24 protein-coding genes are annotated in these 21,845 nt (G+C 69.2%); 10 read left to right on the top strand and 14 right to left on the bottom strand.

Going from position 1 to position 21,845, the window contains the following annotated elements:
- The first annotated feature begins 16 nt into the window (after nucleotides 1-16).
- The gene (locus tag M6D93_RS09575) at nucleotides 17-787 is read left to right on the top strand and encodes a HipA family kinase (RefSeq protein ID WP_249774126.1); all 771 of its coding nucleotides are present in this window, start codon (nucleotides 17-19) and stop codon (nucleotides 785-787) included.
- A complete protein-coding gene (locus M6D93_RS09570) occupies nucleotides 784-1,203 on the top strand; it encodes a DUF3037 domain-containing protein (RefSeq protein ID WP_249774125.1) in 420 nt (139 codons plus the stop codon). The genes M6D93_RS09575 and M6D93_RS09570 overlap by 4 nt, the downstream gene beginning before the upstream one ends.
- Before the next feature lies 1 nt (nucleotide 1,204).
- Here M6D93_RS09570 and M6D93_RS09565 read toward each other — a convergent pair whose 3' ends face one another.
- The gene (locus M6D93_RS09565) at nucleotides 1,205-1,663 is read right to left on the bottom strand and encodes a DUF5709 domain-containing protein (RefSeq protein ID WP_249774124.1); all 459 of its coding nucleotides are present in this window, start codon (nucleotides 1,661-1,663) and stop codon (nucleotides 1,205-1,207) included.
- Between the two features lie 59 nt (nucleotides 1,664-1,722).
- Nucleotides 1,723-3,237, bottom strand: a complete 1,515-nt coding sequence (locus M6D93_RS19370; protein ID WP_283818667.1) for a bifunctional phosphatase PAP2/diacylglycerol kinase family protein — start codon at nucleotides 3,235-3,237, stop codon at nucleotides 1,723-1,725.
- Nucleotides 3,238-3,326: 89 nt separating this feature from the next.
- Here M6D93_RS19370 and M6D93_RS09550 point away from each other — a divergent pair, with 89 nt between their 5' ends.
- From M6D93_RS09550 to M6D93_RS09525, 6 genes are all read left to right on the top strand, one after another.
- Nucleotides 3,327-4,634 carry a citrate synthase gene (locus M6D93_RS09550; RefSeq protein WP_249774123.1) on the top strand — a complete coding sequence of 436 codons (1,308 nt, stop codon included), beginning with the start codon at nucleotides 3,327-3,329 and terminating at the stop codon, nucleotides 4,632-4,634.
- A gap of 19 nt (nucleotides 4,635-4,653) precedes the next feature.
- Nucleotides 4,654-5,748 (top strand): S-(hydroxymethyl)mycothiol dehydrogenase, encoded by a 1,095-nt coding sequence (locus M6D93_RS09545; RefSeq protein WP_249774122.1) that lies wholly within the window; start codon nucleotides 4,654-4,656, stop codon nucleotides 5,746-5,748.
- The gene (locus tag M6D93_RS09540; RefSeq protein WP_249774121.1) at nucleotides 5,745-6,386 is read left to right on the top strand and encodes an MBL fold metallo-hydrolase; all 642 of its coding nucleotides are present in this window, start codon (nucleotides 5,745-5,747) and stop codon (nucleotides 6,384-6,386) included. Before M6D93_RS09545 ends, M6D93_RS09540 begins: the two co-directional genes overlap by 4 nt.
- Before the next feature lie 72 nt (nucleotides 6,387-6,458).
- Nucleotides 6,459-6,950, top strand: a complete 492-nt coding sequence (locus tag M6D93_RS09535) for a DUF4395 domain-containing protein (RefSeq protein ID WP_249774120.1) — start codon at nucleotides 6,459-6,461, stop codon at nucleotides 6,948-6,950.
- Nucleotides 6,951-7,772 (top strand): CPBP family intramembrane glutamic endopeptidase, encoded by an 822-nt coding sequence (locus M6D93_RS09530; protein WP_249774119.1) that lies wholly within the window; start codon nucleotides 6,951-6,953, stop codon nucleotides 7,770-7,772.
- 101 nt (nucleotides 7,773-7,873) lie between these two features.
- Nucleotides 7,874-9,133 (top strand): GNAT family N-acetyltransferase, encoded by a 1,260-nt coding sequence (locus M6D93_RS09525; RefSeq protein WP_249774118.1) that lies wholly within the window; start codon nucleotides 7,874-7,876, stop codon nucleotides 9,131-9,133.
- Here the strand turns inward: M6D93_RS09525 and M6D93_RS09520 are convergent.
- Complete coding sequence (locus M6D93_RS09520) at nucleotides 9,130-9,963, bottom strand: DUF3097 domain-containing protein (RefSeq protein WP_249774117.1); 834 nt, start codon at nucleotides 9,961-9,963, stop codon at nucleotides 9,130-9,132. The two genes, M6D93_RS09525 and M6D93_RS09520, sit on opposite strands and share 4 nt — an antisense overlap.
- A 90-nt stretch (nucleotides 9,964-10,053) precedes the next feature.
- Here M6D93_RS09520 and M6D93_RS09515 point away from each other — a divergent pair, with 90 nt between their 5' ends.
- Complete coding sequence (locus M6D93_RS09515) at nucleotides 10,054-10,809, top strand: hypothetical protein (RefSeq protein WP_249774116.1); 756 nt, start codon at nucleotides 10,054-10,056, stop codon at nucleotides 10,807-10,809.
- 4 nt (nucleotides 10,810-10,813) lie between these two features.
- Here the strand turns inward: M6D93_RS09515 and M6D93_RS09510 are convergent, their stop codons facing one another.
- From M6D93_RS09510 to fabG, 6 genes are all read right to left on the bottom strand, one after another.
- Nucleotides 10,814-11,377, bottom strand: coding sequence for a DnaJ family domain-containing protein (locus M6D93_RS09510; protein ID WP_249774115.1), 564 nt, complete (start codon nucleotides 11,375-11,377; stop codon nucleotides 10,814-10,816).
- Nucleotides 11,374-11,847, bottom strand: a complete 474-nt coding sequence (locus tag M6D93_RS09505; RefSeq protein WP_249774114.1) for a DUF1810 domain-containing protein — start codon at nucleotides 11,845-11,847, stop codon at nucleotides 11,374-11,376. The genes M6D93_RS09510 and M6D93_RS09505 overlap by 4 nt, the downstream gene beginning before the upstream one ends.
- A gap of 4 nt (nucleotides 11,848-11,851) precedes the next feature.
- A complete protein-coding gene (locus tag M6D93_RS09500) occupies nucleotides 11,852-12,283 on the bottom strand; it encodes a hypothetical protein (protein WP_249774113.1) in 432 nt (143 codons plus the stop codon).
- Nucleotides 12,284-12,293: 10 nt separating this feature from the next.
- Nucleotides 12,294-13,352 carry a ferrochelatase gene (locus tag M6D93_RS09495; protein WP_430667227.1) on the bottom strand — a complete coding sequence of 353 codons (1,059 nt, stop codon included), beginning with the start codon at nucleotides 13,350-13,352 and terminating at the stop codon, nucleotides 12,294-12,296.
- A gap of 98 nt (nucleotides 13,353-13,450) precedes the next feature.
- Nucleotides 13,451-14,218 carry an enoyl-ACP reductase FabI gene (gene fabI / locus M6D93_RS09490; RefSeq protein WP_249774111.1) on the bottom strand — a complete coding sequence of 256 codons (768 nt, stop codon included), beginning with the start codon at nucleotides 14,216-14,218 and terminating at the stop codon, nucleotides 13,451-13,453.
- 10 nt (nucleotides 14,219-14,228) lie between these two features.
- Nucleotides 14,229-14,933, bottom strand: a complete 705-nt coding sequence (fabG, locus tag M6D93_RS09485; RefSeq protein ID WP_249774110.1) for a 3-oxoacyl-ACP reductase FabG — start codon at nucleotides 14,931-14,933, stop codon at nucleotides 14,229-14,231.
- Nucleotides 14,934-14,994: 61 nt separating this feature from the next.
- Here fabG and M6D93_RS09480 point away from each other — a divergent pair, with 61 nt between their 5' ends.
- Nucleotides 14,995-15,951: a quinone oxidoreductase family protein gene (locus M6D93_RS09480; protein ID WP_249774109.1), complete on the top strand. Its 957-nt coding sequence runs from the start codon at nucleotides 14,995-14,997 to the stop codon at nucleotides 15,949-15,951.
- Between the two features lie 28 nt (nucleotides 15,952-15,979).
- Here the strand turns inward: M6D93_RS09480 and M6D93_RS09475 are convergent, their stop codons facing one another.
- The 5 genes from M6D93_RS09475 to M6D93_RS09455 all read right to left on the bottom strand — a co-directional run bounded on the left by M6D93_RS09475 (nucleotide 15,980) and on the right by M6D93_RS09455 (nucleotide 21,754).
- Nucleotides 15,980-16,936 carry a VWA domain-containing protein gene (locus M6D93_RS09475; RefSeq protein WP_249774108.1) on the bottom strand — a complete coding sequence of 319 codons (957 nt, stop codon included), beginning with the start codon at nucleotides 16,934-16,936 and terminating at the stop codon, nucleotides 15,980-15,982.
- 1 nt (nucleotide 16,937) lies between these two features.
- On the bottom strand, nucleotides 16,938-17,894 hold the full coding sequence (locus M6D93_RS09470; RefSeq protein WP_249774107.1) for a DUF58 domain-containing protein: 957 nt from the start codon (nucleotides 17,892-17,894) through the stop codon (nucleotides 16,938-16,940).
- A complete protein-coding gene (locus M6D93_RS09465) occupies nucleotides 17,891-19,039 on the bottom strand; it encodes an AAA family ATPase (RefSeq protein ID WP_249774106.1) in 1,149 nt (382 codons plus the stop codon). Before M6D93_RS09465 ends, M6D93_RS09470 begins: the two co-directional genes overlap by 4 nt.
- Nucleotides 19,040-19,213: 174 nt before the next feature.
- Nucleotides 19,214-20,260, bottom strand: coding sequence for a GTP 3',8-cyclase MoaA (gene moaA / locus M6D93_RS09460; protein ID WP_249774105.1), 1,047 nt, complete (start codon nucleotides 20,258-20,260; stop codon nucleotides 19,214-19,216).
- A 45-nt stretch (nucleotides 20,261-20,305) separates the two neighbouring features.
- Nucleotides 20,306-21,754 (bottom strand): C40 family peptidase, encoded by a 1,449-nt coding sequence (locus M6D93_RS09455; protein ID WP_249774104.1) that lies wholly within the window; start codon nucleotides 21,752-21,754, stop codon nucleotides 20,306-20,308.
- Between the last annotated feature and the right edge of the window lie 91 nt (nucleotides 21,755-21,845).

Below are 21,845 nucleotides of genomic sequence, written 5' to 3'. Positions count from 1 at the left end.
GTCGACGTGATCGACAGTGATTGACCGAGTGGTGGCCACCCGCTACGTGACCCCGCTTCGGGAAGGCGGTTCGTTGCCCGGGATCGTCGAAGCCGACGATTTCGGCACCTACGTGCTGAAGTTCCGAGGCGCCGGCCAGGGGTTGAAGGTGCTCGTCGCCGAGGTGGTGGTGGCTGAGCTCGCCCGCCGGCTCGGGTTGCGGGTACCGGCCCTGGCGGCGGTGGAACTCGACGCGGCCATTGCCAAGTACGAGGCCGACGAGGAAGTGCAGGACCTGCTGACCGCCAGCGTCGGCCTCAACCTCGGCGTCGACTTCCTGCCCGGGTCCTTCGGCTGGGACCCGAACAGTGTCGTCGACTTCGACGAGGCCGCGCGGGTGCTGTGGCTGGATGCCTTCACCGCAAACGTCGACCGCAGCTGGCGAAACCCGAACGTGCTGCTCTGGCACAAGCGGCTGTGGCTCATCGACCACGGAGCCGCCCTGTACTTCCACCACGGGTGGAGTCGGGGGGTCGGCGACCCGCAGCGGTTCGCCGCACAGCCCTATGACGCCGCCGACCACATCATGGCCGCTCACACCGGCCGCCTCCGTGACGTGGACGCCGAGCTCGCGCCGAGGGTGGACGAGGCCATGCTGATCGACGTCCTGGAGCAGGTGCCCGACGAATGGCTCGAACCGGTACCCGGTATCGAGGACGTCGCCGGAATTCGAAGGGCCTACGTCGAGTACCTGTCCGCACGCGTTCTGGGCGATCGCCCGTGGCTGCCCCGCCTGAGTGCGGCATGAGCCAGCCGTCGTCGGGCCGTGCCGACGCATCGACCGAGACCAGTCACGGCTACCAGTACGTCGTGCTGCGGTGTGTTCCGCGGGTCGACCGCGAGGAGTTCGTCAACATCGGCGTCGTGCTGTACTGCCAGTCGACGGATTTTCTCTGTTCGGCCAGTCATGTCGTGCCCGAACGCGTGCGGGCCTTGGCCGAGGACGTCGATCTCACCTCGGTCGCGGATTCCCTCGCGGGGATCGAGGCGTTGTGCTGCGGCAGCTCGCCGTTGGCCACCACCGGGCTGGTGGCGCTCGGGCAGCGCTTCGGATGGCTGGCTGCCCCTAAGAGCACCGTGGTGCAGCCGGGCCCGATCCACGGCGGCCTGACCTCGGACCCGGCGCGCCAGTTGGAACGGTTGCTCGAGGTCCTCGTCCGTTGAGTCAGTCGTCGACGGAGTCGGACTCGATGGTGTCGTCGTACTCGTCGTCGCTGATGACGTGTACCGCGGCCTCCTCAGCGCTGGCGGCGTAGCCGGCCGGGCCGGCGTCGAACGCGATCTCGTCCTTCTCCTCGTCGGAGTGGGCGCCTTCGTCCGGGGCGACCAGCCGGCCGGCTCGGGGATCGGGACTGGAGAACTCCTCATCCGTCTCGGCGTCCGGGTCGATGTCGGGTTCCTCCTCGGCCAACCGCTGGTCGAGCGATTCACCCTCGGACTGTTCGAGCTCGGTCGTTCCGTACCTGGTGTTGGAGGGCCGGTGGTCCGGTGGCGAGTAGGAGGTTTCCTCGTTCTCGTCCGGGTCGTCGCCGGTGAGATTCTCGATCGGGTCGAAATCCTCGGCGTCCTCGACGCCACCCTCGTAGACGGAGTCGCCGAACACGGAGTCGTCGTTGTCGCTCATGGCTCTACTAGATCATCACAGCCGGAGCAGACGCCAGCGGGGGCAGCGGCAGACCGCGGTCAGTCCGCGGGCGGGCAGAACACCCGCAGCGCTCCCGGCATGACGCCGTAACGGATCCGCGATTCGTCCTCGGACACCTCGCCGTCGCGGGCCAGCAGAGTTGATCCCTCGACTATCACTATCTCGGTCGAGGCGACCCGTTGCTCGATGTACAGCGGGCTGCGCTCCAGACGCCCGGTCAGCAGCGACATCGCGATCCGCAGCGCGGCCCACCGCCGCCCCACATCGAGCAACCGCAGGTCGAGCAGGCCGTCGTCCAACCGGGGCCGCCAGGAAGGCGCGAAGCCGGTCGGCTGGTAACCGCCGTTACCGACGAACACCAGCGCCGAGGAGTGCCGGCGACCGTCGACGAGCAGCGTCATCGGGACCTCCCTGGCGAGCGTGCGCACGACGGAGACCGCCGCAGCCAGCGGCTTGCCCAAGCGGTGTTCGAGCCCTTCCCGGGTGGCCACGAACGCTGGGTAACTGCCGATGCTGGAGGTGTTGACGAACAGCTGGCCGTTGACCGTACCCACGTCGACGGCGATGGTGTGACCGGAGCGCACCGCCTCGATCGCGCGCATCGGGTCCTCGATGCCGACGTCGGTCGTGAAGTGGTTGAACGTGCCGCCGGTGAGCGCCAGCAGCGGCAGCCCCGACTCCACGGCCACGGTCGCGCCCGCGGTCATCGTCCCGTCGCCCCCACCGACGGCAAGGACCCGGGCGCGCGGGGCGACCCGACGCAGCTGCGCGATCAAGTCCGATCCGTCCTCCAGTTCGACGACCTCGGCGTCGGGCAGTTCGCGACGAAGCAGCTCGATCAACTCCGCCCCCCGGCCGGAGCCGGACTTCGGGTTGATCACGGCCACCACACCGTGGCCGGTCGGCCGCGGTGACTCGTCAGCGCGACCGTGCTGCTCCTGGCGTTGGACCTCCGGTCCCACCACCGGGACGACCCTGGCCAACGCTGCCGCACTCGCGACTCCGAGCGCGGCGCCGGCCAGAACGTCGGACGGGTAGTGCGCACCGGAATACACCCGCGAGACACACACTCCCGCCGCCAGCGTCGCCGCGACCGCACCCGCGCTGCGCGACTCGAGACCGGCCCCGACGGCGAAGGCCGCCGCGGAGGCCGAATGGCCGGAAGGGAAGGACGGCGAGATCGGAAGCCGGTGAGCGCGGCGCCCCACCGGCAAGGTCCCGGCGTCCGGGCGCCGGCGGGGCAGCACCCGCTTGGCGACCTGGTTGGCGAGCAGGCTGGCCACGGCCACCGACCCCAACCCGCGCAGACCGGCGCGGGTCCACTGACGTCGGCCCATGAGCTTGGCCGCGAGGGTCAGGCCGACCCACAGCAGGGAGTGGTCGGCCGCGTTCGTCAGCCGGGGCAGAGTGGCATCGAGCGCGGGAACCCGGGAGTCGGCCAGCCGACGGAACAGGTCCTCGTCCCATCGGTCCACGCCCCTGAGCCGCCGCCGGGCCGACCACGGTACGAACGTCGGCTCCACGGGTTTGGCGATGCGCCGAGTTCGGGTCATGGCGGGATCGTATTGCTCACGTTTTCGTGCGATCGCTCGCCGCGCTGGGCACAGTAGGGTCGAGACACACACCGAAGTTGGGAGTTGAGATGACGGACACCGCCACAAGCGTCGACGCCGCCGTATTACACCCGTCCTCCGGCGACGACCTGCCGCTGCCGATCATCCCGGCCAGCGAGGGCGCATCGGGCGCGGACGTAAGCAAGTTGCTGGCCAAGACCGGGCTGGTGACCTACGACCCGGGATTCGCGAACACCGCGTCGTGTGCCTCGGCGATCACGTACATCGACGGCGACGCCGGCATTCTGCGCTATCGCGGGTACCCGATCGAGGAACTGGCCGAGCACTCCACGTTCGCCGAGGTGTCCTACCTGCTGATCTACGGCGAGCTCCCCACCGCTGACGAACTCCAGGCCTTCACCGGCCGCATCTCCCGGCACACGCTGCTGCACGAGGACCTGAAGCTGTTCTTCAACGGCTTCCCGCGTGACGCTCACCCGATGCCGGTGCTGTCCTCGGCTGTGTCGGCGCTGTCGACCTTCTACCAGGACTCGCTGGATCCGTTCAACGACGAGCAGGTGGACCTGTCCACCATCCGACTCCTGGCCAAGCTGCCTACCATCGCCGCCTACGCCTACAAGAAATCGGTCGGTCAGCCGTTCCTCTACCCGGACAACTCCCTCGGTCTGGTCGAGAACTTCCTGCGGATGACCTTCGGCTTCCCGGCTGAGCCGTACGAGGCCGATCCCGCCGTGGTGCGGGCCCTCGATCTACTGTTCATCCTGCATGCCGACCACGAGCAGAACTGCTCGACCTCGACCGTGCGGTTGGTGGGTTCGTCCAACGCGAACCTGTTCGCCTCGGTCTCGGCGGGAATCAACGCCTTGTTCGGTCCGCTGCACGGCGGTGCGAACTCTGCGGTGCTGGAGATGCTCGAAGGCATCCGCGACGACGGCGGCGACGTGAAGAAGTTCGTCGAGCGCGTCAAGGCGAAGGAAGACGGCGTGAAGCTGATGGGCTTCGGACACCGGGTCTACAAGAACTACGACCCGCGCGCTGCGATCATCAAGAAGACCGCCGACGACGTGCTCTCGGCGATGGGCAAGCGCGACGACCTGCTCGACATCGCGATCGAGCTGGAGGGTTACGCCTTGTCCGACGAGTACTTCGTCTCCCGCAGGCTGTACCCGAACGTCGACTTCTACACCGGTCTGCTCTACCGGGCGATGGGCTTCCCGACCAAGATGTTCACGGTGCTGTTCGCGATCGGGCGGCTGCCGGGTTGGATCGCCCAGTGGCACGAGATGATCAACGACCCGCAGACCAAGATCGGTCGGCCGCGCCAGCTCTACACAGGCCCCACGACGCGTTCCTACGTCCCGGCCGACCAGCGCTGACTCTGCAAGGATGCTGAGCATGGCATCCGTGGTCAAAGGCGTCATCGCCCGTTCCGTCTCCCAGCCCGTCGAACTCGTCGACATCGTCGTCCCCGATCCCGGCCCCGGGGAGGCCGTGGTCAAGGTCCAGGCCTGCGGGGTGTGCCACACCGACCTGCACTACCGCGAGGGCGGCATCAACGACGAGTTCCCCTTCCTGCTGGGACACGAGGCCGCCGGGGTGGTCGAGTCCGTTGGTGAGGGCGTGTCCGATCTCGCGCCGGGTGACTTCGTCATCCTCAACTGGCGTGCGGTGTGCGGGCAGTGCCGAGCGTGCCGACGAGGCCGTCCCTGGTACTGCTTCAACACCCACAACGCGCGTCAGAAGATGACCCTGACCGACGGCACGGAACTCTCGCCGGCGCTGGGCATCGGCGCCTTCGCCGAGAAGACTCTCGTCGCGGCCGGACAGTGCACCAAGGTGGATCCGGCCGCTCCGGCGACGGTGGCCGGACTGCTCGGCTGTGGCGTGATGGCTGGGATCGGGGCCGCCATCAACACGGGAGCAGTGGGCCGGGGTGACTCGATCGCGGTCATCGGCTGCGGCGGGGTCGGCTCGGCGGCGATCGCCGGTGCGCGCCTGGCCGGAGCGGGACGGATCATCGGCATCGATCTCGACGACCGCAAGCTGGCCGATGCCCGCGAGCTCGGCGCGACGCACACGATCAACTCCACCGGCCTGGACACCGACGCCGTGGTCGCTGCCATCCAAGAACTGACCGGCGGGTTCGGTGCCGACGTCGTCGTCGACGCCGTCGGCCGGCCGGAAACGTACCGGCAGGCCTTCTACGGCCGGGACCTGGCTGGGACCGTGGTCCTGGTCGGCGTGCCCACACCCGAGCTGACGCTGGAACTTCCGCTCATCGATGTCTTCGGCCGTGGTGGTGCGCTGAAGTCCTCGTGGTACGGCGACTGCCTGCCCGGTCGGGACTTCCCCGTCCTGATCGAGCTGTTCCTGCAGGGCCGGCTGCCACTCGACCGGTTCGTGAGCGAGACCATCGGGCTGTCCGACATCGAGGCCGCATTCACCAAGATGCACCATGGCGATGTGCTGCGTTCGGTGGTCGTCCTGTGACGAGCGGCCCTGGGCCACTGAGGGTGGACCACGGCGTCACGTCGGGCACCTTCACCCTCGACGGCGGCAGCTGGGACGTAGACAACAACGTCTGGGTCGTGGGTGACGAGTCCGAGTGCGTGGTCGTCGACGCACCTCACGACGCCGACGCGATCGCCGGTGTGATCGGAGAGCGTGCCGTGCTCGCCGTCCTGTGCACGCACGCTCATGACGATCATGTCGGAGCGGCCCGCGAACTGGCCGAACGGTTCTCAGCACCCGTTCGCCTGCACCCGGACGACGATGTGCTGTGGCGCCAGAGCTATCCGGACTTCGACTACCAGCCGCTGGCCGACGGCGAAACGATCGGCGTCGCCGGCCAGTCGCTGCAGGTCATCCACACCCCCGGGCACGCTCCGGGCGCGGTCTGCTTCTACGTACCTTCGCTCGGGGCCCTGTTCAGTGGCGACACATTGTTCCGGGGCGGTCCCGGCGCGACCGGTCGCTCGTTCTCGTCCTTCGACGTCATCGTCGATTCGCTACGTGAGCGGGTTCTCACACTGCCCTCCGAAACCGTCGTGCACACCGGGCATGGTCCGGACACCACGATCGGTGCCGAAGCCGCCAACCAGGCCGAATGGTCGGTCCCGTCCCGTTGAGGGCGCCAACTTACTAACCAACCCTGCCGGAACACTAGGAATACGGTCCGACCCGGGCGGGTTGTAGCGGTCATGTCCTCAGTGATCGGCTTCCCCAATCCGGTGAACGAGAAGGCGGCCCGCTCGGTCGCCGCGGGTGTCCTGCTCATCGCCGTCGTCGCGGTGGCGGGCCAGTGGCTCTGGCTCACCGCGTTGCTGGCGGCCGGGTTCGCGTTGCGGGTCCTGTCCGGGCCGACCTTGAGCCCCCTCGGACAACTGGCCACCAGGGTGATCGCGCCGCGGCTGGGACACCCCAAGCTCGTGCCCGGACCGCCGAAGCGGTTCGCCCAGACCATCGGCCTCGTGGTCACCGGTGGTGCGGCCCTGGCCTGGTTCGCCTTCGGCTCGGCCCTGATCGCCAGTCTTTTCCTGGCGCTGATCATCGTCGCGGCCGCCCTCGAATCGATCGGCGGCCTGTGCCTGGGCTGCGTCGCGTTCGGGTATCTGATGAGAGCCGGTGTGATTCCGGCCGACACCTGCCAGGCCTGCAACGACATCTCCCTGAGGTACCGGCAGACTGCATGAGTGAGCGCTCCCGCACCGTCGTCGCCTGAAAGCTCGCCGGAGTCCTCCGGGAACATCTCGCCTGAGACCTCCCCGGAGAAATCGCGTCGGCACCACGGGCTGGAGATCCTGCTCGTCCTCGGGGTCTCCCTGGGCATCTCGGCCCTGAACTCGCTCATCAACTTCGCTGACATCCAGACGCGCAGCGGCGGTTTCCGCCACGCCGTGGCGACCCTGAACAACGCGCAGAACCCGCGAGAGTGGGTGGATCTGTCCTACCAGCTGGTGGGAATCCTCTCCGGCGTAGTCCCGGCGCTGTTCGCGCTCTATCTGCTGAGCCGATCACCGGGCGGTTCCGGTTTCGGTATCGGCTTCGACCGGCTCCGCGCCCGCTGGGATGCGTTGAGTGGGGCCGGTTTGGCCGCCCTCATCGGTCTTCCCGGAATCGGTTTGGTCTATCTGGCCAGACAGCTGGGCATCAACGCCGAGATCGTCGCCTCCGGCCTGGCCGACACCTGGTACCGCTACCCGGTGCTGGTCCTGTCCGGAATCCAGAACGGGTTCTACGAAGAAATCATCATGGTCGGCTTCCTGTTGACCAGGTTGCGCCAGCGTGGCTGGCCCGCTTGGCAGGCAATATTGCTCAGCGCGGTGATCCGAGGCAGCTACCACACGTACCAGGGCGCGGGCGCCTTCGTCGGCAATTTCGTGATGGGCGCGATCTTCGGCTACTTCTTCACCAGGACCCGGCGGGTACTCCCCCTGGTGATCGCCCACAGCATCATCGACGTCGCCAGTTTCATCGGATACGCGCTACTGCACGACAAGGTGAGCTGGATCTGATTCGAGGACGGTCCGGGCATGGTGTCCACGACGGCACCCCCTTCGACCCGAGCATCGTTAATGGGATGAAACCCGTCAGTGAGGCTGACACACTCGCACGCATGCCGGCCGCCGAGATCCGCCACGTCCCGTTCGAGGAAATTCTGCCCTGGTTGCGCACCATGCGAACCACGTTCCTCGACGATCCGGCGACCCCGTTCAGCGATGCCCAGCGCGACTACTTCAAACGGCAATGGGACGGCGAGCGCTCCTGGGGTGCCTATGACGGGCGGTGGGTGGCCACGCTGCGGACCTTCGGCACCACCCTGACCGTCCCGGGTGGCCCGGACGGCGACACGCTGGTCGTCCAGGCCGACGCGCTGACCATGGTGTCGGTGGCCGCGACTCATCGCCGCCAGGGGCTGCTGACCGGCATGCTCACACCGTCGCTGGATGAGGCGCGCGCCCGGGGCGAAGCGGTGAGTGTGCTCCGAGCGGCGGAATGGCCCATCTACGGACGCTTCGGCTACGCTCCCGCCGCCTTCGCGGCTAACTACCGGGTCGTGGCCGAGCCGCCGGTTCGGGTCGTGCCGCCGAGGCGGCCGGTGACGATTCGCCAGGTGGAGCCGGCGGAACTGCTGAGCCACGCATTACCGGTCTTCGAGGCGATCCGCCGCCAGCGGCCCGGGCAGATCGACCGGACCGAGCCCTACTGGCACCGACGGATCGGCCTTGACGGACTGCGTCCGGCCGGCCAACGTGAGCCGGTCTGCATCGTGGCGATCGACGAAGGCGGCCGCCCGGTCGGTTTCACCACCTGGTCCGCGGGCGAGGGCGACTGGTTCGAGGAGAAGATGGAACTCACCCTCGGCGAGTTCATGGCCTCGTCCTCGGATGGCTACCGCGCGCTGTGGACGCATCTACTCGGTATCGACCTCATCCGGGGCATCCGCTGGATCGAGCAGGCGGTGGACGAACCGCTGGAGTGGCTGATCTCCGATGGCCGCGCCGCACGGCGTGAACTCACCCGCGACGGCCTGTGGCTTCGCATTCTCGACGTCGAGGCGGCCCTGGCCGCGCGGCGGTACGCAGTCGCCGATCGGCTCGTGGTGGAGGTGGTGGACGGCGACGGTCTCGGCTGGGCCGCCGGCCGCTACACCCTCGACGCCTCACCCTCGCACGCCGAGTGCATCCGGACGCCTACCGCGGCCGTGGACCTGCGACTTTCCCAGCGCGCACTGGCCGCGGTCTACCTGTCGGGCAATACGGTTCGCTCGCAGGTACTGGCCGGCCTGGTCGATGAGGAATCTCCCGACGCTGTAAGGCGATTCGAGGCCATGCTGGCCGCCGATCGGGCACCGGCCAACGTGAGTCCGTTCTAGCCGACGGTGACGAAATCGATGAGTTCCTCCACCGAGCGCAGCAGCGGCACCTCCACGTCGGCGTAGGAGTCGACCGAGGCCAGCACACGCCGCCACAGCTCTCGCGGGTCGGACACGCCCAGGGCCGCCGCGACACCTTCCTTCCACGGAACCGAACGGGGCACCGCCGGCCATCCGTCGATACCGAGGGCAACCGGTTTCACGGCCTGCCAGACATCGACGTACGGGTGACCGTTGATCAGCACATCCGGTGAGTTCACCCCGGCGGCGATGCGCGATTCCTTCGAGCCCGGCACCAGATGGTCGACCAGGACACCGAGCCGTCGCTGCCGGCTCGGCGCGAACGCCCGGACGTCCGCGACGAGGTTGTCGATGCCACCGAGCGGCTCCACGACGATGCCTTCGATCCGGAGATCCTCGCCCCAGATCCGTTCGACCAACGCCGCGTCGTGCACGCCTTCGACCCAGATCCGGCTCGCCTTGGCCACCTGTGCCCTGACCCCGGCCACCGCGACCGATCCCGACGCTGTCCGTCCGGCCCGGCTGACCGGGGCCGGTCCGGGTTCGGGCCGGACCAGGGTGACCAGCTCGCCCTCGAGCAGGAACCCCGCCGCCAACAGCGGAAAGACCCGGTGCCGGTCGAAGCGGTCGGCCAGCGTGACGGTGTCGCGCTTCTCGCCGGCGAGGACGGTCTTGCCCACCGAGACCACCGCTCCGCAGAAACTGCCGTCGACCGTTTCGACCACGAGGTCGACCTCCGCGGGCACCTGGCGCACCGACCGGCGACGGTGGCCCCCGTTGCCGCCGAGGACGTCTGATGAATAGCGCACGTGATCGTTCCTTCCGCTGGTCCCGCCGCCACACCATAAACGTGGGCGGCACCCGAACCCGGTAGGTGGCACTGGGTAATCTTGACTCTCGTGTTGCAACGTCGCTGTGCGCAGCTGGCCGCCTGGGGAACCGCCTGGTTACAGGGGCGCGAGTCCTTCGACTCGGTCCTCGATGCGGCCACCGGGCACGGTAGGCCACTCCCCGGTCCCGGCTTCGACGCCACCCTGGTCACCAACCCTGTCGGTGCGGCCCTGTTCGATCTGCGCGCGGCCGGGGCACGAAGCCTGCGGCTGGTCCTGCCGGTGGCCGGAGACGTCCGCGGCCTGGCCGGGGACCCGGCCTTTCGTGACGCGGCGCTGGGTGCCGGTGAGGCCACCTTCGGCGGTGAGATCGGGCTGACGTGTGTGGCCGGACCGCAGACGCCGAGCAGCGCGGGTCCGGAACTGCGCTGGTGGCGCACGCGCGCGCTGCCGGCCAATCCTGACTATCTCAGCGTCCCGGACGCCGAGCACGATCTCACCGAAGCGATCCGCGAGACGGCATCGGCCCTGGCCGATCGGGGACGTACGAGTTGGCTGGCCGACGTTGCGCCCGCGCTGTCGAACGCGCGACGTGCCGGGGAGAAGCTGAATCTGCCGGCGAGCCACCCGCCGCGCGCGGTTCGGGTCATCGCCCAGGCCGAGCGGCTGTCAGCCGTCCTCACCCTCGTCGACTCCGACGACACCGGCACGGTCACCGCCGCCGATGTGGCCGACCGCGCCGCCATTCTGAAACCACTGCGCATGGCGGTGCGCCGAGCTCTGCTCGCCGGCTACAACGCCGGAGCCGAAGTCAACGCCCAGTGAGGGCTCACCGCCCGATGACGCGCCACCGCCGCGTCGGACGCCACCTCACGGGCCGCCACCGCCTCGGCTGAGTCCGCACCGAGGCATCCTGCGGCGACGTCGCGCGAGCCGACTGGGCCGCTTGTCGGGCGGTGCGTCCGGCCGCCTGCTCGGCGCGGGTCTGTTCGGTGGCCTTGCGCCAGGCGCCGACCCACTTGTCGACGTCCTGCAGCATCACCAGCAGCGGCGGACCTTCCTGCGGACGACGATGAGCCTTGAGAATCCGGTCGTTGAGCTCGTCCAGGATCTCCCGCACCTGCGCCTCCGAGCGCTGGCGCGCGAGCCGGCCGGGCAACTCCTCGATCTCCTTGGGCAGGGCCAACGACGGCGGCAGGATCGCAGCCACGGGCAGGTTCTCCCGGCGCAGCTTGTTCGCGACCCAGCTCAGGTGGTCGTCCGCGACGGGCAACCCGGTGAGCGGCTGACCGGCGCCGGGCAGGTCATCGAACACGCCACGACGTTGGGCGTCCCGGATCTGGCCTTCGACCCAGTCACCGAAGGACACGTTCGCGGGCTTGCGCGGGGTCATGACCGCTCGGGGGGCGGGTCGAGCAGCGCGAGGGTGGCCGGGTCCTCCTCGCCGGCGAAGAACCGATCCAGCGCGGTCTGAAACACATCCCCGGGTACGCCGGCCCGAGCGAACAACGTCATGCTCGAACGCAGCTTCATGGCGTCGACGCTGCCGAGCACGGCGACCGCGTCGTGCTTGCCGTCGGCCAGCAGCGCGGCGACCGCTTCGCGCAGTCGTCGCCCCAGCACCGGATGGCTGAGATACGCCCGCGCCTGATCGAGTGAGGAGATCGCGTATCGATGCGCCATCGCGCTCGACCCGAGGCCCCGGATCTGCGGGAACACGAACCACATCCAGTGGCTGACTTTGCGGCCGGCCCGCAATTCGGCCAGGGCGCGCGAATACGTCGCACCCTCGTCCTGGGCGAGAACGAATCGGTCGGCGTCGAAGCCGGCGGCGTCGAACCGAGCGGAACCGTGATCTGCCATCGCGCTACTCCTGAACCGCCCAGTGCGCGACTGCGAGCGCGGTGAAGTCCTCGGCCAGCGCCCCCGGCCAGTCGCTGCCCGTCCGAGCAGCGGCCAGCTCGCGCCAGCGCACGCCGCCCACCGAGGCGCCCCAGGCCGCCAGGGCAGCGACCGAACCCGCGACGAACACCGGTCGATCCGCGCGACGCGCGAGGCTGGCTCCGGCCGCAGCGCCCACGGCGAGGCGGACGAGCAGAGCCACCGGCTGTAGTCGACTCGGCGTCATCGGCAGCTTGTCCACGGTCAGTTCGCCGGACACCGCCACCAGCGCCGCGGACTCCCGCGCACGCCCGTACCGGGCCCGATGAGCGAACTCGCCCCTCGGCACCAGGATCGCGGCCAGACCGGCGCTACTGCGCGCACCGGACGCCCAGCCGATCGCGGCTGACTTCAGCACACCGGGCACCTCAGGACTCCGTAGCGGGGACAGCGGGTCGGGCAGGCTGCGCGGCGGGCTCGGCCGTGGGGCGAAGCGGCGCCGGGCAGCATGTGGACGGGCAATCCCGGCCACATACCCCTAGCCCGGACAGCGACACCGGCTCCCGGCCGGACAGCCGCTCTTCGACCAGGTCGACCAGGCCGCTGACGAAGGCCGGGTCGGTCCCGGCCGTAGCCGCCCGGACGAAGCCGAGTCCGAGCTCCCGAGCGGTCTCGGCCGCCTCGTTGTCCAGGTCCCACATCACCTCCATGTGGTCGGAGATGAAACCGGTGGGCGCGACGACCACCGCGCGAACCGGGGCATGCTCACCGGACGTCGTGGCGGCTCCGGAGGCCGCCAGGCCCCGCAGGTGATCGTTGATGTCCGGGGCCAGCCACGGAACTCGCGGCGGACCGCTCCGGGACTGCCACACCAGGTCGAACTGCGCGCCGGGACCGCGGACCGCCTCGGCGACGAGCCGGGCGGTCGCGGTGTGTTCGGCCAGGTACAGCCCGCCCGTCGGACCGGCGGTCTCGTTCATCGAATCCGGGATCGAGTGGGCGGTGAAGATCAGCCGGGCGTCCTCACGTTGTTCCGGCGGCAGCTGTCCCAGCGCGTCCCGCACGGCGTTGGCGTTCGCCTCGATGAAACCGGGCAGGTCGAAGTAGTGCCGCAGCTTGACGAACTCAGGCGCCGATACTCCCTCACCGGCCAGGTCGACGGTGGCTCGCGCGAGGTCCTCACGGTATTGGCGGCAACCCGAGTACGACCCGGTCGCGCTGGTGGCCAGCACCAGCGCGCGCCCGATTCCGTCGGCAGCCATCGTGCGTGCCGTGTCGGCCAGGAAGGGGTGCCAGTTTCGATTGCCGAAGTACAGCGGAAGCGTGATGGAGCGGCGCTCGAACTCCTTGGTCAACGCCAGCAGGAGGGCTTCGTTCTGCGCAGTGATCGGCGAGACGCCGTCGTAGTGCAGGTAGTGCTGGGCGACGTCGGTCAACCGCTCGTCCGGTATGCCACGCCCCGCCGTCACCTTTCGCAGGAAGGGCATGACCTCATCGGGTCCCTGCGGGCCGCCGAAGGACAACAACAGGAAGGCGTCGAAGCTACTCACGATTCGACGGTACACAGCCTCGGAAGGGTCGCGGTTCAGACGCCCATCGCGTGGAAGCCACCGTCGACGTGGACGATCTCGCCGGTGGTGGCGGGCAGCCAGTCCGACAGCAGCGCCGCACAACTGCGTCCGACCGCGGTCGCGTCGTCGATGTCCCAGCCCAGCGGAGCGCGCGGGCCCCAGGCATCCTCGAAGGCGACGAAGCCCGGGATGCTCTTGGCCGCCATGGTCCGGATGGGGCCGGCAGCGATCAGGTTGACCCGAATCTTGTCCGGTCCGAGCTCACGGGCCAGGTACCGCGAGGTCGACTCCAGCGCCGCCTTGGCCACACCCATCCAGTTGTAGGCCGGCCAGGCGACGCTCGCGTCGAAGGTCAGCCCGACCAGCGAGCCGCCGGCCGGACCGAACAGCGGCTTGGTCGCCACCGCAAGGGACTTCAACGAGTACGCCGATACCTCGAACGCGGTCTGAACGTCGGCCACCGGAGTCCCGAGAAAGTCCTCGCCCAGGCAGCTGGCCGGCGCGAAGCCGATCGAGTGGAGCACCCCGTCCAAACCGTCGACGTGTTCACGAACCTTGTCCGGCAGTGCGGCCAGGTGTTCGGCGTCGGTGACGTCCAGTTCGACGACCGGGGCGGGCTCCGGTAGGCGCCTGGCCACCCGCTCGACCAGTGACATCCGCCCGAAGCCGGTGAGCACGACCTGGGCGCCCTGCTCCTGAGCGATCCGGGCGACCGAGAACGCGATCGAGGCGTCGGTGATGACGCCGGTGATGAGAAGTCGCTTGCCGTCGAGCAATCCCACGAGGAACTCCTTAGATACCCATGCCGAGGCCGCCGTCGACCGGGAGGACGACTCCGCTGATGTAGCCCGCCTGCTCCGACGCCAGGAAGTGCACCGCCGCTGCGATCTCGGCGGCGTGTCCGTAGCGCTTGAGCGGGACGCTGCCCAGGATCTCGTTGCGGCGCGCGTCGCTGAGTTCGGCGGTCATGTCGGTGTCGATGAATCCCGGGGCGACCACGTTGGCGGTGATGTTGCGGCTACCGAGTTCGCGGGCGATCGAGCGGGCCACGCCGAGCAGGCCGGCCTTGCTGGCCGCGTAGTTGACCTGACCCGGCGATCCGGCGAAGGCCACTACCGAGGAGATGAAGATCATCCGGCCGCGCCTGGCCTTGAGCATGCCGGGCGTTGCCCGCTTGGCCACCCGGTACGCGCCCGTGAGGTTGGCGTCGACGACCCGGGTGAATGATTCCTCGCTCATGCGCATGAGCAGCGTGTCCTCGGTCATGCCGGCGTTGGAGACCAGGACCTCCACCGGGCCGTGGGCCGCCTCGACCTCGGAGAACGCGCGGTCCACCGCGGCGTTGTCGGTCACATCGCACTCGACGCCCAGTAGGCCGTCCGGCGCGCCGGAGCCACGATGGGTGACCGCGACCTTGTCGCCGGCCTCCAGGAAGGCCTGCGCGATCGCCAGCCCGATGCCGCGGTTTCCTCCGGTTACCAGCACAGATCGACTCACGGCGGTCACGCTATCCGATCGGGGGGCCGCCCCGGAGTTACCCGTGGGTAGTGTCTCGGTCATGCGCGCAGTCCAACTCAGTTCCTTCGGCGGTCCCGAGGTCCTTCAGGTCGTCGACGTGGCCGAACCGAGCCCGGCCGAGGGCACCGCGGTGTTCACCGTCCGGGCGGCCGGCATCAACTACGCCGACACACATGCGACCGAAGATTCCTACCTGGCCAAGCAGCAGTTGCCGCTGATCCCGGGCGGCGAAGTCGTGGTCGAACTGCCCGAGTCCGGACGCGGCCTGGCTCTGGTCGGAACCGGCGGGTACGCCGAGCGCATTGCCCTGGCCCCGGCGCAGATCATCCCTGTCCCATCGGGGGTTTCCGACCCCGCGGCCCTGGCGTGCCTGGTGCAGGGAGCGAGCGCATGGCACCTGCTGCGCACGAGCACCCATCTGAGCCCAGGCGAGACCGTGGTCGTGCACGCCGCCGCGGGCGGGGTCGGCAGCATCGCCGTCCAACTGGCCAAGCACTGGGGCGCCGGACGGGTGATCGCGACCGCCTCCAGTGCGGACAAGCGTCGGCTGGCGCTCGAACTCGGCGCCGACGTCGCGGTCGACTCACGGGCCGAGGACCTGACCGCGGCGCTCAAGCAGGCCAACGGCGGCAAGGGCGTGGACGTCGTGCTGGAGATGACCGGCGGGTCGGTGTTCGACCAGAGCCTGGCCGCCCTCGCACCGTTCGGGCGGCTGGCCGTCTACGGCATGGCCGGCCGATCCGAGCCGAGCCCCGTCCGGCCGACCACCCTGATGGCGCACAGCACGGCCGTGATCGGCTTCTGGCTGGCGCATACGGTACGGCGGCCGGGCATGCTCGCTGCCGCGATCACCGATCTGTTCGGCCTGGTGGCCGCCGGGACGATCCGCCCCGTGATCGGCGGGCGCTACACCCTGGACACCGTGGCCGACGCACACCGGGAACTGTTGGCGCGCACGAGCACCGGCAAGCTCTTCCTGGATCCCACCGCCCGATAACTGTCCTACCGCACCCGACGGCGCTGGTTCAGGACAGCCGTCCGGACCACAGCAGCGACACCGCTCCGGCGCCCATCATCGCCAGCAGGCCCACAAGCATGAACCGCCAGCTGATGTCGCGCTCGGCCGTCGTATAGCCGATCTGCGAGCCGATGTCCTGGTAAACAGACTTGAGTTCCTCGGCCGAGGCCGCGGAATGGAACGTGCCGCCGGTGGACTGGGCCAGTGACCTCAACGTCGCCTTGTCCACCCGCACCGGGGTGGTCTGGCCATCGACGGTGACCGTCCCGTTCTCCGTCCCGAAGGCGATCGTGGACACCGGTGTGTTGGCCTTCTTCGCCGCTGTGGCCGCCTCGGCCACGCTGCGTCCTATGGTGTTCGAGCCGTCGGAGAGCAGCACGATCCGCGACGGTGCGGGTTTGTCGTTGGGGGTGCTGCTCGCCTGGTTGAAATTCTGCAGGGCGTCCAGACACGAGAACACCCCTTCACCGATCGCGGTGTACGGCTCGAGCTGGAGTCCGTCCACCGCCCGCTTGAACGCCGTCCGGTCCTGCGTCGGCGGGATGAGCACGCTGCCGTTTCGGCCGAACTTCACCAGGCCGAGGTTGATCCGGCGGGGCAGCAGATCGGAGAACTCCTGCGCGGCCTTCTTCGCCGCGTCCAGCCGGTTGGGCAGCACGTCGGTGGCCTGCATCGACAGCGACACATCGATGGCCAGCATCACGGTCGCGCGCTCCTGGGGCACCCGGACCGCCGCGGTCGGCCGGGCCACGCCGAGCGAGAGCACTGTCATCGCGATCAGCAACAGCGCGAACGTCAGGTGGCGCCGCCAGCCGGGGCGCCGCGGGACGACGCTGGCCAGCAGCGAGGCGTTGCTGAACCGGGCGACGAACGTGCGCCGGCGCAGCTGCAGCAACACGTACGCCAACCCCACGGCAGCGACGGCCAACAGCAGGAACAGCCACATCGGTGAGGCGAAATGCATGTCAGTGGACCCCGATCATGCCGGCCCGGGACGGTGGACGGGCCGCGACGCCGCGACGCCGGGTGACCACGAACCGCGCCATGTCCGACAACCAGTCCGAATCCGTGCGCAGCTGCAGGTGGTCGGCACCGGCGCGTCGCAGCATCGTCGCGATGCTCGCTCGCTGCTCGCGGGCGGCGACGGCGTAGCGGTACCGGAGCTGAGCGTCAGAGGTCTGAACCTCGAGCTGCTCCCCGGACTCTGGGTCGACGAAGGTCACCAGACCGGCGGCGGGCAGGTCCATCTCGCGTGGATCGACGATCTCGATGCCGAGCAACTCGTGACGCTCCCCCAGGCCGCGCAGGGGCCGTTCCCAGTCCGGGGCGCCGAGGAAGTCTGAGATGACGGCAACCATTCCGCGCCGTCTCGGCGGTCGGCGGACCTGCTCCAGCGCGTCGCGCAGGTCGTGGCCACCGCCGTGGTCGGCGCGGGGCGTGGCCGCCAGCTTGCGTAGCAGGTATCGCGCGTGGTTGATGCCGCCGACGGCCGGAATGCGATACGTCTGATCGCCGTTGGTGACGATCGCCCCGATCCGATTGCCCGCCTTGGTCGTCAGGTGCACCATCGCGGTTGCCGCGGCGAAAACGAGGTCGCGCTTCTCCATGTTCGCTGTGCCGAAGTCCAGGCTCGGCGACAGGTCGACCACCAGCCACGTCTCGAGCTCGCGGTCGGCCACGGTCTGCCGCACGTGCGGGGTCATGGTCCGAGCCGTTACCGGCCAATCCATCCGCCGAACATCGTCGCCCGGGTAGTACTGCCGCGACTCTCCCGCCTCCGACCCGGGACCGGGGACCAGACCGAGATAACTGCCCTGCAGCAAGCCGTCGAGCTTGTTGCGCACGACGTATTCCAGCCGCCGCAGCACCGCCTCCGTCTCCGGCGGCAGGGCAGCCGATGTGGGCCCCTGCGGCGAGGTCACGCCGAGGAACCCCACGGGGGCCCGGGCGTGCCGTTCGGCGCGACGTTGGGCGCGACGTTGGGCGCGACGTGAGCACCGTAGTTGCCGGCCGTCACCGCTTGTGGCGGCGCGGTACTGGCGGCCGGGATGAAGCCGTTGCCCGCGCGCTGGCGGGGAGCTACCTGAGGCAACGGAACCGACTGCAGGACGCGTCCGGTCGCCTGGACCGCGGTCACTCCGTCGGCGATCGCGTCGTAGGACAGCACCATCCGGTGCGGCAGAACGTCGATGGCCACGTCGAGCACGTCCTGCGGCAGCACGTAGTCACGCCCGCGCAGCAGGGCCAGGGCCCGACCGGCGGAGATCAGACCGAGGCTGGCACGCGGGCTGGCGCCGTAGGAGATCCAGTGCGCCACGTCGGGCATGCCGAACTCCGCGGGCTGTCTGGTCGCCACCACCAACCGGACGACGTAGTCGACGACGGCGTGGTGGACGAACACCCGGCTGGCCCGATCCTGCAACGACATCAGCTCATCGGTGGAGATCACGGTCTGCGCCACCGGCGGGTCGACGCCCATGCGGTAGACGATCTCGCGTTCCTCGGCCGCAGTTGGGTAATCGACGTTGATCTTCATCAGAAAGCGGTCCCGCTGGGCTTCGGGCAGCGGATACACGCCTTCGGACTCGATGGGGTTCTGGGTGGCCAGCACCAGGAACGGTTTGGGCAACGGGTAACGGCGACCGCCGAGGGAGACCTGACGTTCGGCCATCACCTCAAGCAGAGCGGACTGCACCTTGGCCGGTGCTCGGTTGATCTCGTCGGCCAGCACGAAGTTCGCGAAGACCGGGCCGAGTTCGGTGTCGAACTGTTCGGAACCGGGCCGGTAGATCCGTGTGCCGACGATGTCGGAAGGGACCAGATCCGGGGTGAACTGCAGCCGGGCGAAGCTGCCGCCGACGGTGTGGGCCAACGTTTCGACCGCCAGCGTTTTGGCCACGCCCGGTACGCCCTCGAGCAGGCAGTGGCCCCGGGCGAGCAGGCTCACCATCATCCGCTCGACCATCCGCTCCTGGCCGACGATCACGCGCTTGACCTCGAAGATGACCCGTTCGAGCGCGGTGGCGTCGGCCGCCGGGGTTGGTGAGGTCGTCGCCGCCTCGGTCATCGGACTCCTTCAAGCTTGCGCGCCAGCTGTTCGCCGCAGGGTGGTGGATCGATCAGTGTCTGCACTAACCGTAACCGAGCTGAGGAGGAGTCCGCCGAACGGTCGGGTAATTGTCTGCTGTGCTGGCGCGCAGCCGCCGCGTAGCGGGTCGAAACGAGGCGCCCGCGTCGTAGCTCAGCCGCCGATAGCCGACATCGGCCGCTCCGGCTGGCGGAAACCCGGAAGGGTGATTCCGTGCCCGGAGGGCTTGGCCGCGACCGCGCCGCGCACGGCACCGGCGATCTCGACGTCGCTTGCGCCATCGCGCAGCAGCGCCCTGAGATCGGTCTCGACGTGGGCGAACAGGCACGTGCGCAACTGCCCGTCGGCCGTGAGCCGGAGCCGGTCGCAGTCGCGGCAGAACGGGCGGGTGACCGAGGCGATGATGCCGACCTGCGGGCTCGGCCCGGCCCACTGGTCGCGGCCGGGGCCGTCGAGGACCTCGAACTGCTCGGCGGGCGCGTTGTGACGGCGCCCGATGGGCCGCAGCACGTAATCAGCCTGCAGCACCTGGAGAATCTCGTCGGCGGTGACCATGTCCGCACGGCTCCAGGCGTGTTGTGCATCCAGTGGCATGTGCTCGATGAATCGAAGCTCATAACCACCGCGCAACGCCCAGCCGAGCAGGGCGCCCCCCTCTTGCAGGTTCACCTCGCGCATGAGCACGGCATTGATCTTGACCGGGTACAGACCGCTCGCCTGGGCCGCGGCGAGGCCGGCCAGGACGTCGTCCAGGCGGTCGCGGCGGGTCAGCCGATGAAAGACACCCGCGTCGAGGGTGTCCAGGGAGACGTTGACCCGATCGAGACCGGCCCGGGTCAGCGCCTCGGCCTGGTCGGCCAGGGCGATCGCGTTCGTGGTCAGCGACAGTTCGGGGCGGGGTCGGAACTCGGCCAGCCGCGCCACCAGGGCAGCCACCCCGGGGCGGACCAGCGGCTCACCCCCGGTGAGACGGATCGAGCTGACGCCCAGCTCGATGAAGATGCCAGCGAGACGGACGATCTCGTCGTCGTCCAGCACGGCTTGTTTGGCCAGCCACGGCAGTCCTTCGGCCGGCATGCAGTAGGTGCAGCGCAGCGAGCACTTGTCGGTCAGAGAAATGCGAAGATCCTCGGCGCGACGCCCGAAAGAGTCGACCAGACCGCTGTCGGTCGCGCTCGGCTCGATCGGTGTGGCGGTCATCAGCCCAGCGTAGTCACCCGCGGAACAAGCACGCGCCCGCGACGATCAGGTGAGCGGTCGGGTGGCGCCGAAGTAGTCGCCGGAAACCTGGGTCCATGGGGTGATCTGGACAACGGTGCCCGAGTACGGCGCCTGGATCACGTTGCCCCCACCGATGTAGATGGCCACGTGGTGGATGTCGCCCTGGTTCGGCAAGCCCCAGAAGAGCAGGTCGCCCGGCATGAAGTTGCCGGCGGCCGGGTGGTAGGAACCGGCCTGGCTGAATTGGCTGGCGGCATAGTGCGGCAGATACAAGCCCTGAGAGGCCCAGGCGTACATCGACAGGCCCGAGCAGTCATAGCCGTAGACGGTCGAGTCGTTCCAGCCGTCGGTACCGGGCGAGTTCACGCCGTAGGTGGGGCCGTTGTAACCGCCACCGGCCCAGGCGTAAGGCGTGCCGAGGGTGCGCAGGGCCCGGTTGACGGCGGCCTGGCCCTTGGCCGCGGTCCAGCCGCCGAGCGAGGACGGCGGGTTGTAGACGGCCCCGGACCCAGAGGTCGTGTTGCCACCGCCACCACCACCGCCACCGCCACCACCGCCGCCGCCCTGGTTGGCGTTGGCGGCCGCCTGAGCCGCGGCATTCGCGGCGGCGGCGGCCTGGGCCGCGGCCAGGGCGCGAGCACGGGCAGCGGCCTCAGCGGCCGCCTTGGCTGCGGCAATCCGACGCTGCTCGGCCACCCAGGCGTTGTACTTGGCTCGCTGGTGGTTGAGATCGGCCAGCTTGGCTTGCGCGACTCGCAGCTGCGCGGAGACGGTCTGCTGTTGCTGCTGGAGCGAAGCCTGCAACTGTTGCTGCTGGGCGCGCTTCTCCTTGGCCACCTCGAAGGCGGCCTGGGCTTGCTGGGTCAGCGAGGTCTCGAGCTGGACGAGAGCCTTGGCTTTGGCCTCGGCGTTCGACTTGGCCACCGTCGCGCGTTCCAGTTCGCCGGTCACGTCGAGGTGTCGTGCGCTGAGGTAGTGCAGGTAGTCACCGCGTTCGAGCACGGCGTTCGGGTCGGTAGCGGTGAGCAGTCCCCCGGTTCCGGCGTCGGCGGCCGGCGAGATGTAGCTGGTGCGCAGGAAGCTCTGCAGGTTCTTGCGAGCGGTGTCCAGGCGGGTCGTCGCGGCCTGGATCGCGGCCTGGGCAGCAGCTGCCTGGGTCTTGGCGTCGGCGAGCTTCGACATCGCCAGCGCGTACTTCTGCTCGGCCAGCTGAGCTTGGGAGGTGAGCCGCTGCAGGTCGCTGGCGGCCTTGGCCAGTTGGGCCGAGAGCCGCCCGACCTGATCGGCCATCGCGTTCTTGGCCCGCTGGGCCGCCGAGATCTGGGTGTCCGAGGGGTTGGCGGGGTTGGCCAACACGGGGCTGGCCAGTACCGGCGTGACTGAGCATGCCAGCAGCGCGGCGACCACCGCGCCGGTGGCGGCCAGCCTGGCTTTTCGCGGTGTGCCGCCGAGATCTCGCACCTGTCGGAACACTGTGAACCCCTCTGATCTGCTACCTGCCAGGGACAGACTGCCAGTTCCGCCCCATCTGCGCCACTGGCCACGCCAGTAACACCCGTATCAC

The organism is Jatrophihabitans telluris (assembly GCF_023516435.1).
In the GTDB taxonomy this organism is placed as follows: domain Bacteria; phylum Actinomycetota; class Actinomycetes; order Mycobacteriales; family Jatrophihabitantaceae; genus Jatrophihabitans_A; species Jatrophihabitans_A telluris.
The sequence above is the reverse complement of the archived record's forward strand: the minus strand, read 5'-3'. Positions and strand labels throughout refer to the sequence as shown.